We start from the raw sequence: 14,191 nt of genomic DNA on the forward strand, positions 1-14,191 counted from the left end.
AAAAAAAACACTCCGGCTATCCTCTATGCCTGTCTTCAATGAATAAGATGTACTTATTATTGAAGGATCAGGCTAAAGAACGCCAGAGTGTTATAAGTTCATAGGTGATCAGACGCTTAATGGGCGTCCAAGAAGTTCATTACAAAAATCTGTATTGAGCTTCTATTAATCCATTATAGATGCCTTGTTTTTGAATAAGCTGCTCATGGTTTCCTTCTTCTTTAATTTCACCATGATCCAAGACGATAATGTTATCTGCATTCCGGATAGTGGAGAGACGGTGAGCGACCATAAAGGACGTTCTTCCCTGTAACAGTACCTTCAACGCTTCCTGAATTTTCAGCTCTGTTTCGGTGTCGATGCTGGCTGTAGCTTCATCCAGAATCAATATGCGCGGATTAGCGAGGAGCGCACGGGCAAAGGATAACAATTGCCGTTGTCCCATGGACAATACGTTACCGCGTTCCTCTACTTCGGTATCATATCCGCCAGGCAGCTTCATGATGAACTCATGTGCATTGACTGCTTTTGCCGCGTCCTCCACTTCTTCATTGGTTGCATCCAATCGTCCAAATCGAATATTGTCACGAATGGTGCCCGAGAAGATGAACGTATCCTGCAATACAATACTGATCTGGCTGCGTAAACTCTCTACCGTTACATCCCGCACATCCTGTCCGTCAATGGTGAGACGTCCGCCAGATATATCATAGAAACGACTGATCAGATTGATGATCGTACTTTTACCTGAGCCCGTATGACCGACAAGTGCAATCGATTGGCCAGCAGCCGCAGAGAAACTGATTCCTTTCAGCGCCTGTCTGCCCTTCTCGTATTCGAACACCACATTTTCGAATGCGATATCTCCTTTAATAGAAGGAAGTGGCTTGGCACCTGGTTTATCTGCGATACTTGGCTTTTCATCCATGAATTCGAAGATACGCTCCGATGATGCCATCGCAACCAACAGCTGATTATACATCTGTCCCAGACGGTTGATTGGGTCCCAGAAGTTGCCGACATAGTTGGCAAAAGCAACAAGTAATCCCACAGTCAATTGACCTTCCTGAATCAGGTAAGCACCAAACCAGAAGAGGATTAATGTACCGAATCCACCAGTAATCTCAATCAGTGGTCCGAAGCCCTGGTTCATCGCTGATGCTCTATCCCATGACTTTTTGCTGGACAGATTCATGTTGTCAAAATACTTCATGTTCTCTTTTTCCTGTGTGTAAGCCTGAGTCACTCGAATCCCCTGAATGGATTCATTCAAGTGGGAGTTAATCCGAGAGTTTTTCATGCGCACATCCTGCCAGGCACGACGGATCAGCACCCGCAGTTTGGTCGAGATGATAAACATGATCGGTACCGTAATAATTACGGCAAGACCCAGTTTCCAGTTAATCAACAGCAGGATCACAATGATCCCTAGGAGCTGTACGCAGTCGATCATGACGTTAACTGCACCGTTGGTAAACAGATCCTGAAGGGAGTTAATATCATTCGTAACACGTACCAGTACCGAACCTGCCGGTCTTTTGTCAAAAAAGTTAAAGGACAGCTTCTGGATATGCTTGAACAGATCCGAGCGAAGATCATAAATAACGCGCTGTCCAATAATATTGGTCAGTTTGATCCGGTACGTATTGGCAGCCCATTGAACGAGATACAAGAATAATATAGAGCCTGCTATCCAATAAAGCATAGTCATACTTGGCAACCCTGTTGCCGGTGCGATGGCCCGGTCAATCGCCAGACTGATCAGAAATGGTACGGACAATTTCGTAATGGTACCCAAGATCATCATTAGAATAACGAGTGGTAGCAGTTGTTTCGCATATGGTTTCATGTATGCAAACAAACGTCCGAATTCTTTCCAGTTAAACGGCTTTTCAATAATTTCATCGTCCTGATACACAAATCGTTCATTCAGTTTCTTCTCAGAGGCGCCTTTGGCCTCGCGCCTGTCTGCTATCGTTTCGGCACTCATGAATTCACCTGCTCCCCAGCCTCCCGCTTACCGCGGGCAATATAATCTGCATATTGAATTTTATAAACATCCTGGTATGGTCCAGGCACTTCAATGAGTTCGGTATGTTTACCACGTTGTACCACGCGACCTTCATCAAGCACCAGAATCTCATCTGCATGTCGTAGTGAAGATATCCGGTGTGCAATAATAAATGTCGTTCTGCCGCGCATAACTTCCTGGAAACCGGATTGAATCTCATGTTCCGTCTCCATATCCACGGCGCTGGTTGCATCATCAAGTACCAGAATTTTCGGATTTTTCAGCAAAGCCCTTGCGATCGCAATCCGCTGTTTCTGTCCACCCGATAATCCCATGCCGCGTTCACCAACCACCGTGTCATATCCATCCGGGAACTCCATAATGAAGTCATGAGCCTTGGCCAGCTTGGCTGCACGGATAATCTCATCCGTGGTGACGTTCTTAAGTCCGTAGGAAATATTATTACGAATACTGGATGAGAACAGGAATGTTTCCTGGAAAACAGAAGCGATCTGACTCCGCAAACTGCGGATGCCTATGTCTTTGATATTTTTGCCATCCAGCTTGATCGAACCCGAGTTGACGTTATATGCACGCATCAGAAGCTGAATGATGGTCGATTTACCTGAACCTGTTCCCCCGAGGAAACCGATTACAGAACCGGGTGCAGCATCAAAATTAATATCAGTTACCGCTGGCATTTTGTTGCCGTAGGCAAAGGTAACGGATTCAAATGTCACATGGCCGTTCACCTGGTCTGCCTCCACAATGACCGGATCTTGCGTTTCTTCAACATCCACTGGCGTATTCAGCAGTTCGAGCACCCGTTCACCTGAAGCTTTGGATTGCGTATAGTTGTTGATATGGAACCCAAGGTTCCACATTGGACCGATTATGTACCAGATCAAACTGAAAAAGGCAACGAGTTCACCGAGTGTCAGCGTCTTCTGTATAACCATTCTTCCACCGATCACCAGCAACAGCACGATGCTTACCGAAGCAAGAATCTCCATGATCGGAAAATAGCGACTCCACAATGTTGCGGCATGAATCTGATTCGTCTTGTAACGTTCATTACGTGTGGAGAATTTCTCCACTTCATATGGCTCACGTGCAAAGGATTTTACCGTACGTACGCCAGTGATATTCTCCTGTACCGCTGTCGTCAGTGAACTGAGCGCCAGCCGCATCTCCTGAAACGCAGGGTGAATTTTGGATTCGAATCTCAGCGCAACGAAGGCAAGTAATGGGATGCATATGAGCGTGAACAGCGTAAGCTGCCAACTCATGGTCATCATCATGATTGCGCCGAATACGACCATGAAAATCATGTTAAGAATCTGGGCGAAACCAAATCCGATAAAGTTACGGATGGCTTCCAAATCTCCCGTGAGGCGGGACATCAGATCACCTGTCTTGGCCGTATCATAATAACGGAAGGATAAAAATTGAAGCTTTTCGTAACATGCGTTACGAAGTCTGTACGCCAGGAAGTTACCCAAGCGCCCTCCAAAAAACCCATGTAAAAACTGCATTCCCGCTTTCAAAATAACTACACCTAACACAGTCAAGGCAATTATGGGAACGTCTTCAAAAGTTCGCGGAACAATAATGTCATCAATCAGTATCCTCAGCATGTACGGATACACTAACCCAAGTGCGGTCGCTAAGGCGAGGAACAAGATTGATACAAATAAATACGTTCGCTTTTCCCAAAAAAAGGTTTGCAGTTGCCTAAGAACATCCATGTTTCTCCTCCTCTTATGTCGTTCAAAAATACTATGAACATTTATGAAGTTTATCACCGTACCCCATTCGCGGCAAAGCGAATAACAGACCATATTCTGCCTGCTTTCAGCTTATTGACGCATTAACGAAGGTAAATACCCACCTTTCAATCAAATGTTTGAATATTCTCTTTATTTCAGGTTGTTCGTACCAAAAAAAGGCTCCCTGTATGCCTTTTCGGCAGGAGCCTTTTTGGGTTGATTTACGCAACATTTTCAATCTGTTGCTGTATCATTCATTTTGTTTTACAAAGACTTCCATAGATTACGCGTTATACCGCGAATTTAACTGCGTTCCATCTGTTCCAGTTGTACAGACAAGCTCGACCATTGCTCGGCAGGAATTCCGCTTTCCAGGGTATCTTGAATTCCGCTCACCGCCTCGTCCAGACGTTCTTCCAACTGTCGGGATTGGTGTTGCAAGGATTGAAGAAGCTGGTTGTCATAAAACTGAATCAGCTTGTCTTGCGCAGCAGGAAGAACTTCAATGATCATCTGTTTGAGGACAGGATCAAGTGCCTCTTGTAACCGCTGACGCCCATCCCCTTCGAAGAACTGCTTCGGATTACGGAAGTAATTCAAATAGCTTTTCCATCCGGACGGTTCTTCCAGCCGAACCTCTTCAAGCACAGGTGTACTCCAACGTTCGTTCAGTGGCAGTGATACATCTACACCCCCAGATAACTGTCTCACCTCGTCTATACATTCCGTAACTTGCTTCATCAGCCAGGTCTGACCTGCCTGTTCGAGTCTGAGGGTTGTGGCGAGCAGTTCCTGCTCCAGTTCGATGGCAATCATGCGTAACAGTTCACGTCCACAGGCTGCAAAAGCCGTCTTCAAATTGCCACGATCCTCCCGAAGTACGGATGGATGGAATGCTTCTGCCATGAATAGACCAAGACGATAGGCAAGTCGCTGCCGCACATGGAACAGCAATTCTGCTGTTTCCTGAGACAATTCTTCCTTCATGGATCGCTCTGCAAGTCGCTGTATGCGTTGACGTGACTGTCCCTGAATGGTCTCCAGTTCATCCCGCCGCTGCTGCAATGCTTCCTCACCCTGAGCTGCATCCTCCGCACGCTTCTTCAGCCGCTGAATGACACGTGCCATCTCTTCGGAAGCACCACCGACGGCAAGATCGGCTAATTCTCTGCCAGCAAATTGGTTGAACTCTTCCTCAAACCGGATAAATCCGGATTGCTCCAGCAGATTCGAATCCCCGGCCATCTTGCCTTCCATCGCCTGTATGCTTGATACCGGGAAAAGTCTTGGTGCCCGAATTCCATTACTGCGCAGTTGGGTACTCACATGATCGAGAACCTGATCCAGTTCTTCCTCAGAGGAAGACAGATCACTGGCATTCACAACAAAGAACATCTGATCCATGGCAGAACTGTCTTTGACACGTCCCAACTGGTTCAGGAACTGACGATCTCCTTGAGAGAACGCATGGTTGTAATACGTTACGAAAATGAGTGCATCCGCATTCTTCATATAATTGAAGGTTACACCCGTATGACGAGCATTCACGGAGTCTGCTCCTGGCGTGTCCACCAACACAATGCCTTGTTCCGTTACATCGCAACTGTAATACAGATCGATACTGTCTACAAAACAGGACTTCTTCTCGTTTGCGACAAAGTTACGGTAACCCTCCAGATCCACCAGCACATCCTGACCCAGCTGGTCCGCTGTCTCTTCCCAACCGGATGCTGCCGCCTGCAAAAAGCTGTAGTGCGGGCGCCCCGCCGGATGCACATCCTGTGGCGAGAGCGATTTAACTCGCTTCTGCCACTCCGCTCCAGGCTCGCCGAGTCCGAGCAATCGGAAGGAATAGCCGAGATCTTCCTGGAAGGCGTCCCGGGTCTTCATGCGGACCCGGGCTGTTCCATGCTCCGCGCCCCCGGCAGGAGCCATGATCCGGTTAATCGCCGCTGTCGTTGGATGCGGTGAGACGGGTAGTACAGCTTCGCCCAGCAACGCGTTGGCGAAGGAGGATTTGCCGGCGCTGAATGCTCCGAACAGCGCCAAAGTAAACGTGCCGCCCGCAAGCGAAGCCGCGCGTGCACGCAGATCCCGTACCGCCGACCCCATGGCGGGGTACGGCTCCACCAGCGCAGCAGCGGCTTCGAGCCGTGCCGCTGCTGCGTCCAGGCGTCGGCGGCGTTCAGCACCAGCCGCCGCCGATGGCCCAGGCACCGCCGCCGCGGCTGCGCGCTGAGCTGGCGGTGCCTCTGGCGTCTGTGGCTGCGCAGCCACAGACGTTGACGTGCCCGCATGCGAACCGGGAGCTTCGCCCGGTTCAGGCACGGCGGGCACGTGCGGGCCCTTCACCTCCGGCAATAGCCCGGAGGGGAGGGGGCCCGCATGGGGCAGCAGGCTGCGCAGCCCTGCTGCCTCTGCGGCGGCGCTGCGCTGGAGCGCCGTGTAGCGCGCCGCCGCCGCGGATTGCGCCAGCAGCGCTGCGCGGCTGGCGTCCAGCGCCTGAAGCGCGGCCTCGCCTCGCGCGCCCAGCGCCTCTAGCATGCGGTCGGCCAGCATCATGGCCGACCTGCGATAGCGGGCCTCAATCTCGCCCCGCAGATCTTTGCTGAATTGAATCACATACTCTGGAGACACTTCCGCACTGGCACTGCGCTTCATCTCCAATAGCGCTTCATCTACAGCAGGCAGTTCCGCATTGAGCGCCTGCTCCCACTCCGCTCCCCATAGCTGATGGGATTCACCCAACTGCCTGAGCATTGTGCGAATATGTACCTCCACTTGTCCGGAAACCTGATCCTGTAACAGTCTGACCAGTTCAGAAGCACGGCGTTGTTTCTCCTGCTCGGTTTTGCCACCTGAGAACAATAAACCCACGCGGAATCCCGGTTTGCGACTCTCCAAATAGGTAGCAGCAGACGCACGAATATCCGCAGGTGTAAGATTCGCATTCGCCAGAAGGGGTTCAAGCTCTGCCCTGAACTTCTCACGCACTCGCGAAGGCCCAGTACGAATGTCTGTTGCTTGCTGATCGAGAAGCTCCAGCTCTCGTTCCAAGCGTTCAATTCCTTCCTTGCCACCAATCTCATCCAGCAGGGAACTTTCTTCGTCTTCACGTTTCTCCGCTTGCCTTGTCAGATGTTGCTCCGTTACATGACTGGCCGAACTTGCCAAACTATGCGTGATTAATGCTTCCTTCTCTTGCATCATGTGTCCAATGAGTCCCGGAAGCACATCCCACTGGTTGTAACGATGCTGCTTGTCACGAAGGGAAGTAAACAACAGTCCGTCATATCTAACTTCCCAGGCCGCAAATATAGCTTCCACACCTTCGGTATATTGGTCAAACGAAAGCTCACGCTCCCGATGCTTGTCGATCTGGTTCACGATCAGAAACAACGGTTTGCCCCAATCCGACAGACTTTTGGCAAATGAAAGGTTTGTCTCGGACTGAACATGATTATAGTCCATGACATAGAACACCACATCCGCAAGATGAAGCGCTGAATGGGTCGCGAGACTATGTCCGCGATCTGTTGAATCCACACCTGGTGTATCCAGCAGGACAGCATCATCTTTCAGCAGCGGAATATCATCCCATACCTCAATCGAGCTGTACGCTCCGCCATTTTTGCAATACGCCTCCAATTCCTCTGGAGAAACTTCAAGTGTTCCTGCACTATTGTCAGCGCTTACGTTTGGGGATGTATAAATAAGCGCTCTCGGCTTACCATTACGTATGGACACCACATTCGCACTTGTTGGCACCGGACTTGAAGGCAACACCCGCTTACCGCACAAACTGTTGATGAGACTCGATTTGCCTGCAGAGAAATGACCACAGAACGCAATCGTCAGATGTCTCATTTCCGCCTTGCTGATTAAATCCGTTAAAGCCTGTACAGCCGTATGGTCCCCTGTCTGCTCCATCGCTTCACGCAGCGGAAGCAGAGGTTTAGCCATTTCTTTTGGGTATTCTGTTCTGGACATGACTGGCCTTCCCCCTGGCTCCTCTAATTTGACATCCGTTTCGACGTCTATCTCTTTTACAACATTTATTTTAACATTATCAAGTTTGAATTTGAACGGTTGGAATTGAATATACATAAATGAACGTATAAATTCTATAATCTAAAAAAGATAAAACCGACCAAGTCGGTTTTATCTCGTAATACGTTCTATATTCGGCATGTAGCAAAATGCTTACGCCAAGTATCTGTTGCATGAATATCGATAAGATCACCTTAAGCACAATGACTCTCATGACATTAATGCAACAGAACCAATAGTTTAATCATTTCTTATGAAACTGCGTTCTCCATGGAAGGCAGCAGAATTTCAAATACTTGTCCATGTTGCAGAATCGTGATGTCTCTGCCTTTGTCTCTCATAACAACAACTTCTGGTTTAACGGACATACGCTCCAGATAATGTTCAGGCACGTCGCCGGAATGACTCACTGTGATACCTTCTACTTCTTTTTCTTCATTTTCAGCCATTTCCTGTTCAACGATTTGTTCAAAAATATCGGAGAAGGCCTCAAAATTGTCAGTGTACACGGAAATGCATTTCATGATTATTCATCCTTTTCTGCTCATTAATTTATTTTGCGTTTTCGGGTGGTGACACGTTCCTTATCTTTCCTGATTTGGGACGTTTTCATACGTTTTTTTCCTTCCCTGCATATGTCCAGCAATGGACAGATATGACACGCAGGGTTCTGTGCCTTGCAATGGTAGCGTCCAAAAAATATAAACCGGTGGTGAGTTAAAGTCCACTCATCCCGGGGTACGCGCTTCATTAGTTTCTTTTCGACTTCAAGTACGGAGTCATCCCAACCTGCAAGCGCCAGTCGCTTGGATACTCGTTCAACATGAGTATCTACCGCAATTGCCGGTACTCCAAACGCATTGGAAACAACTACATTCGCGGTTTTCCGACCGACACCTGGTAGCGTCACAAGCTGATCATGTTCCTGCGGTACATCACCGCCATACTGCTCTATTAAAATTCGGCACATGTTCTGAATATGCTTGGCCTTGTTCCGATACAAACCGATTCGCCGAATATCCTGTTCCAGCTCTTCGAGAGGAACCACCAGATAATCTGCTGGGCTTCTGTATTTCTGAAACAAATCTGCGGTTACCTTGTTCACCGTTTCATCGGTGCACTGGGCAGACAAAAGGACAGCTACCGTCAATTCAAATGCATTGCTGTGATTTAATTCGCAATGTGCATCAGGAAACATTGCTTCCATAGTTTCGAGTATATGTCTAACCGTCGCTGCATTCATGAAGAGCTACCTCCCACAAAATGACTCCATGCTGAGGAGCCTTACTTCGAAGCTTCATCCAAGTACTTTGCGGGGACCTCAAAAAGCTTGCAAAAAAAACGTCTTGATGCGGGAAAGATCCCGTATCAAGACGGTCATTCTTTTGATCCTCGAAAAGAAACGATTACTGTTTTTGAATCTCCAGAATTACATTGTTCAGGAGATACAATACAATATTATCATTATCTCTGAGAGATTGCACGCTTAAAGTATTGTCACCCTGGTGAACAAATACACTTGATCCGAGTGCAAAACGATAGTTCGTGTCTGCTGTCGATTCCCGTTTAACCAGAATCTGGTTACCAACGCCATCATAAGACCAGAACTGTTTGCTCATGACAGTCAGCACTCTGAAGCGTGTGGAATTATCCGTATCTTTTGTCATTTCGACACGATCTCCAACCGTAAGACTCGTCAGTGAAGTTAATGTAGAGCCAGATTTCACGACTTTAACCGAACCGCTAACAGGCACGGTTTCAGTCTGGCCATTAAACTGCTTGAGCGTTACGGATGAAGCATCCACCGCTGTAACTTCAGCCAGCGTACGCTTCACGACTTGAACCGCTTTTGGCGTAGCTCCTTCAAACGTTACATTAATCAGGTTGCCTGCTGTCAGTTGTGAAGGCGTGATCGTCTGACCACTTTCTCCTGTCAGTACCGCTTGATCCACGTAGAACTGACTTGTCAACAGATCCGATTTCACTCGAATACGACCATTCGCTTCCAAGGCAACCACTTCAAATTGAGCCACAGTGTTCAGTGCAACCTTCTGCACCACATCCTGATTTGCTCCAAGCGTTACGGTAACGTTGTCACCGATTTTCAAATCTCCCAGACTTGCGCCCGATTTGTTATAGATTTCAACTGTAGGAGCGGTAGTATAAGGCACTGTGATCGTCTGATTACCAGACAATAAACTGATTTTTTTGCCAGAAGTGTCAATGCTGCTGATCGTACCTTCGTACTTATAAATCACCTTAACGGACAACGCACGTGTTCCCACATAGGTCAGATCCAATTTGCGACCATCATTTAAGAGCGACTCCAGACCAGCGAGTGTAGGTTTGGTCGTATTGTAATCCAGTTTAGTTTTCTCATCCAATGTAAATACAAACGGCTTCTTGTTGTTGTCCAATACAGTAAGTACCTTCGTTTTACTGTTGTACGATACAACCGTTACCCCGTTCATTGGCTCCATCTGACGTCCAATAACCTGAATACGCGTTACCTGATCGTCAGAGTTCAATGTCAGCTCCACCTGATCCCCGTTCGTTGCATCCGTGATCAGATCATTCAACGTTGCATCCTGAATGCCATTGATGATGACTTCCGGCTTTTCATTGAGCAATTTCGCCTCAAGGGAACCCCCTTCACGTTTGAACGTTAACGTGGATTGGTTGCCACCGATCTCAACCAATGTTCCGCGCACAGACTGTTCCACACCTTGAGACAACTCGATCGTTTGCACGATGCTGTCTTTCACGGTATATTTCACGGCACTGCCGGCTTTCAGATCAGCTACTGACAGGATACGGTTTTGATATGTGATAAGTAGATTGTCATTGTATGCAAACTGTTCTGTAGCACCCGCTGCATTGACAAGTTTGATCGTTTTGCCAGAGGTAGACACTTCAGCAATGACGCCATTGTCACTCTTGTTCACAATGCCGGATTTCACACGAATAACGACTGTTTTTTTGTCAGCCGAGAACGTCTCCCGCTGTACTTCGATGATGCTATCTGCTGTAATATCGGACAGTTTGATTGCATTACCATTCTGATCGATGAATGCAGTTGCTTCATCATAACTGTACGTTTCGTAATTTTCGCCTACAAAGATACCAATTTTATTTCCTGATAATGAACGTGCAAAAGTCCCCTCAACGCTTTCCACCTGAGGTGTAGCATCAACGACTTCCACATAGGAAGCCGCACCTGTAGAACCTACAATCATAACTTTCGTATATAGTTTCACATCGGTGGATGAAGCACGAGTTTCACTGTCTTTCGTAAAGTAAGGCGTACTGCTGTTCACTGCGAAGTTAACGGCTTTGCCGTCCACAACCAGCGTGATCTGCCCATCTTTCAATCCAGTCACATAACCCGTGGATGTGTTCGGATATTTAGTATCCGTTAACGATTCGCCACGACTGAAGAAGGTAGCGAGCTGAGCACGGGTTACGGAACCAGTTGGATTGAATTTGTTGCCTTCTACACCTTTGGCCAGATCCAGGCTAACAGCCAGATTGACATAACCTTTACCACTTTCGGAGATATCTGCATTATCAGCAAATCCGGTGGATTGATTGTTTTGAGCCTTGGCTTCAGCATCCTTGTCCAATGAACGGATTAACAGTTTCGTAATCCATTCCCGTGAAGCCGGTTTTTGACCCCAAGATGTCTTGGATACATCCACCGTTGATTCTTCCGTCTTGTCAACCAGTCCCAGTTGAAGTGCCAGCGCGACATATGGCTTGAAATAATTTCCCACTTCCATGTTTGTCGGTAATGCCGCAGCCGTGTCGGTATTCAACTGGCCCTCTTGATTCATAAAACGGATTGCCATCGTTACAGCTTCTTGCTGTGTAACCGCGTCTCCTGGACGGAACAGGCCATTATTACCGAGAAGAATCCCTTGATATGCCAGTTTGTACACATGTTTCTCAGCCCAGTATCCGACCTTGATGTCACTGAACAAACCAGTTGGTGCAGCCGTATTCGTTATTGCCGCAGTCTGACCCTGCCCCGTTTCTGTTGATTCTGCTGCCATGGCAGCTCCGCCGGCGCTAAGGGCCATCATGCCTGCAAGCACGGCTGATACTACTTTTTTAGAGTGTGATGGATGGTTATATTTAAAAGTCACCTATGATTCCCCTCTCTCATGTAAAACGACCTATATTCCGTGGCTTCACGGTACGACAGCATGCTGTACAGCCTATTCGGATCTTGTCATTGGATGTTCAAGATCCACATGGCCCATCAGACTCTCGGACTGCTGACCGTCCACCAGTAAGTCAAGTGATTTAACTTCATCAAACTGGAAGAATGTTTGTTTCAGAGCATCCAGCGCATAAGATTCTCCACCTGCACCAAGACGTGCCGTATCTGGCATATGAATATCCAACGTAAGGGCTCCATCCTTGAACTGAACAGATTTCAATTCAATTTCTTTCGCCCACAGTGGCACAAGTTTAGCGTCTTTGCTCTGTTGCAATGATTCAAAGGCTGCCTTGTATTTGGCATCATCCGATGCATATGAAATCTCTGCCGAAGCTTTGTGCAACTCCAGTTCTTCTTCATCCGTATAGAATACAGTGATCGTTTTCTTTTCATTACCTTCGGAAGTTGCTGGCGTCTCCGTGGACGTTCCGCTAGGCGGAGTAGTCGTCTCTTCTGAGCTGCCTTCCGTGGATTCTGAAGGTGTTGTGTTCTCTTCAGGTTCAGCGGTTACCGGTTCGGTAATGGTTTCGCCTTCAACCTCGGTCACATTGGTCTCGGTTCCTGCGCCTTGCGTCTGATTCGGAGCAGCTGTTGGCTTGCTTCCACATCCAGCAGCAACTGCCATAACCGTTACCAGCAAAGCTGCAATCCATATTTTCTTGTTCATTCTAACTCCGCCTCCTCAACATAAGGGCTTGTCCCTTATTTAATTCCCAGATACTCCTTGATTCCTGCAACAATGCCTTTGGCAACGCTGTTCTGGAAACTTTCAGTGAACATTACCGCCTCGTCACTCTTGTTGCTAAGGAATCCTCCTTCCAGCAGAACTGCTGGCATTGTCGTTTCACGGGTTACATGGAGACTTGCCGTTTTCACTCCACGATCTTTCAGTCCGGAAGACTGCAAAAGATACTTGTGCATCACTGTAGCAAGTGCTTTGCTGTTGGAGCGTGTATAGAATGTCTCTACACCATTCGCAGCAGCAGGACCACTGTTAGAATGAATAGAGATGAAGATATCTGCTTTTAAGTCCTGTGCAATCTTCACACGTTCTTTTAATGCCAAAAATGTATCATCGCTGCGCGTTAACACAACGTCAATTTTGGATTCTTTTTTCAACAAGGCTTCCACTTTCAGAGTCACTGCCAGATTGAAGTCCTTTTCACGTTTGCCTGATATACCGATTGCCCCAGGATCCTGATCTCCGTGACCTGCATCGATAACGACAATTTTTTTGCCATTATCACCAACTGGAGGGGCAGGCGTACCACTTTGATTGTTGAGGTCAACCATGATCAGTCCGGAATCATTTTGCACACTGTACCCTTTTGAACTGGACAGATCGATCACAAAACGAAGTGTAGATGGACTGTTGCTGTATAACGAGTAACGAATCTTAGACACATCCGGATAACCGCTAACGACGAGTTGTCCATTCTGGTTGCTGTCTAGAGCCTGTCCTTCACTGAATGAATCAGCAAATGCGGTATTCGGCAAGTCTATTACGATTCGATCCGGTCCTGTCATCGTGAAGACGTTCGGCTTCGTACTTCCGCTTGTTGCAATCATGAAGCGGTTGTCGCTGAAGCTGATGCCGTTCACCAGTACAAGACCTTCCTGATCCGATCCTCCGCCTTCATTGCCAGAGTTCGGAGGTGTGGTTGTCCCGTTTCCGGAACCTGAATTCTGGGTAACTAATGTTACCGTCTTCGTGGTATTGTTCCAACCCACCTTTAGACCCATTTCCTCACCAATAAATCGGAGAGGCACGAGTGTAGTACCATTTTTCACGAGTGGCGGGGCATCCAGGTTTACGTTACTGCCGTTCACCGTTGCCGTCTTCTGTCCAACAATCATCTGCATGGCAGTGTTGTCTTTGCTAATAGTCACCGTTTGTGTTTGCTGCTTCCACTCCACGCTATACCCAAGATTTTCAGACACAACCCGGATCGGAACCATCACCTTGCTGTTGATAATTTCCGCCTTCGTATCCGATGGCTGTACGATTTCTTTTCCGTCTAGGATAATTTTCGTGTCTGTTGCTGCATGACTATAGCCCGGGAAAACGAGCCCAAAGACAAATAACAGTACCAAAAAACCGAACTTCTTCATCCTTCACCCCTACCATTCTCATATTTT

At 47.7% G+C, this 14,191-nt stretch carries 8 protein-coding genes; all 8 read right to left on the reverse strand.

Going from position 1 to position 14,191, the window contains the following annotated elements:
- Positions 1-139: 139 nt before the first annotated feature.
- Positions 140-1,990 carry an ABC transporter ATP-binding protein gene (locus MHI06_RS17990; RefSeq protein ID WP_169482531.1) on the reverse strand — a complete coding sequence of 617 codons (1,851 nt, stop codon included), beginning with the start codon at positions 1,988-1,990 and terminating at the stop codon, positions 140-142.
- A complete protein-coding gene (locus MHI06_RS17995) occupies positions 1,987-3,759 on the reverse strand; it encodes an ABC transporter ATP-binding protein (protein WP_169482529.1) in 1,773 nt (590 codons plus the stop codon). Before MHI06_RS17995 ends, MHI06_RS17990 begins: the two co-directional genes overlap by 4 nt.
- A gap of 324 nt (positions 3,760-4,083) precedes the next feature.
- Positions 4,084-7,770 carry a dynamin family protein gene (locus tag MHI06_RS18000; protein WP_340398663.1) on the reverse strand — a complete coding sequence of 1,229 codons (3,687 nt, stop codon included), beginning with the start codon at positions 7,768-7,770 and terminating at the stop codon, positions 4,084-4,086.
- Positions 7,771-8,081: 311 nt separating this feature from the next.
- Positions 8,082-8,354, reverse strand: a complete 273-nt coding sequence (locus MHI06_RS18005) for a hypothetical protein (RefSeq protein ID WP_017687779.1) — start codon at positions 8,352-8,354, stop codon at positions 8,082-8,084.
- A gap of 23 nt (positions 8,355-8,377) precedes the next feature.
- The gene (gene nth, locus MHI06_RS18010; RefSeq protein WP_169482525.1) at positions 8,378-9,073 is read right to left on the reverse strand and encodes an endonuclease III; all 696 of its coding nucleotides are present in this window, start codon (positions 9,071-9,073) and stop codon (positions 8,378-8,380) included.
- 163 nt (positions 9,074-9,236) lie between these two features.
- Complete coding sequence (locus MHI06_RS18015; protein ID WP_340398664.1) at positions 9,237-11,975, reverse strand: S-layer homology domain-containing protein; 2,739 nt, start codon at positions 11,973-11,975, stop codon at positions 9,237-9,239.
- Positions 11,976-12,047: 72 nt separating this feature from the next.
- Positions 12,048-12,719, reverse strand: coding sequence for a GerMN domain-containing protein (locus MHI06_RS18020; protein ID WP_169482521.1), 672 nt, complete (start codon positions 12,717-12,719; stop codon positions 12,048-12,050).
- A gap of 35 nt (positions 12,720-12,754) precedes the next feature.
- Positions 12,755-14,164: an N-acetylmuramoyl-L-alanine amidase family protein gene (locus tag MHI06_RS18025; protein WP_169482519.1), complete on the reverse strand. Its 1,410-nt coding sequence runs from the start codon at positions 14,162-14,164 to the stop codon at positions 12,755-12,757.
- Between the last annotated feature and the right edge of the window lie 27 nt (positions 14,165-14,191).

Source organism: Paenibacillus sp. FSL H8-0079, assembly GCF_037991315.1.
In the GTDB taxonomy this organism is placed as follows: Bacteria; Bacillota; Bacilli; order Paenibacillales; family Paenibacillaceae; genus Paenibacillus.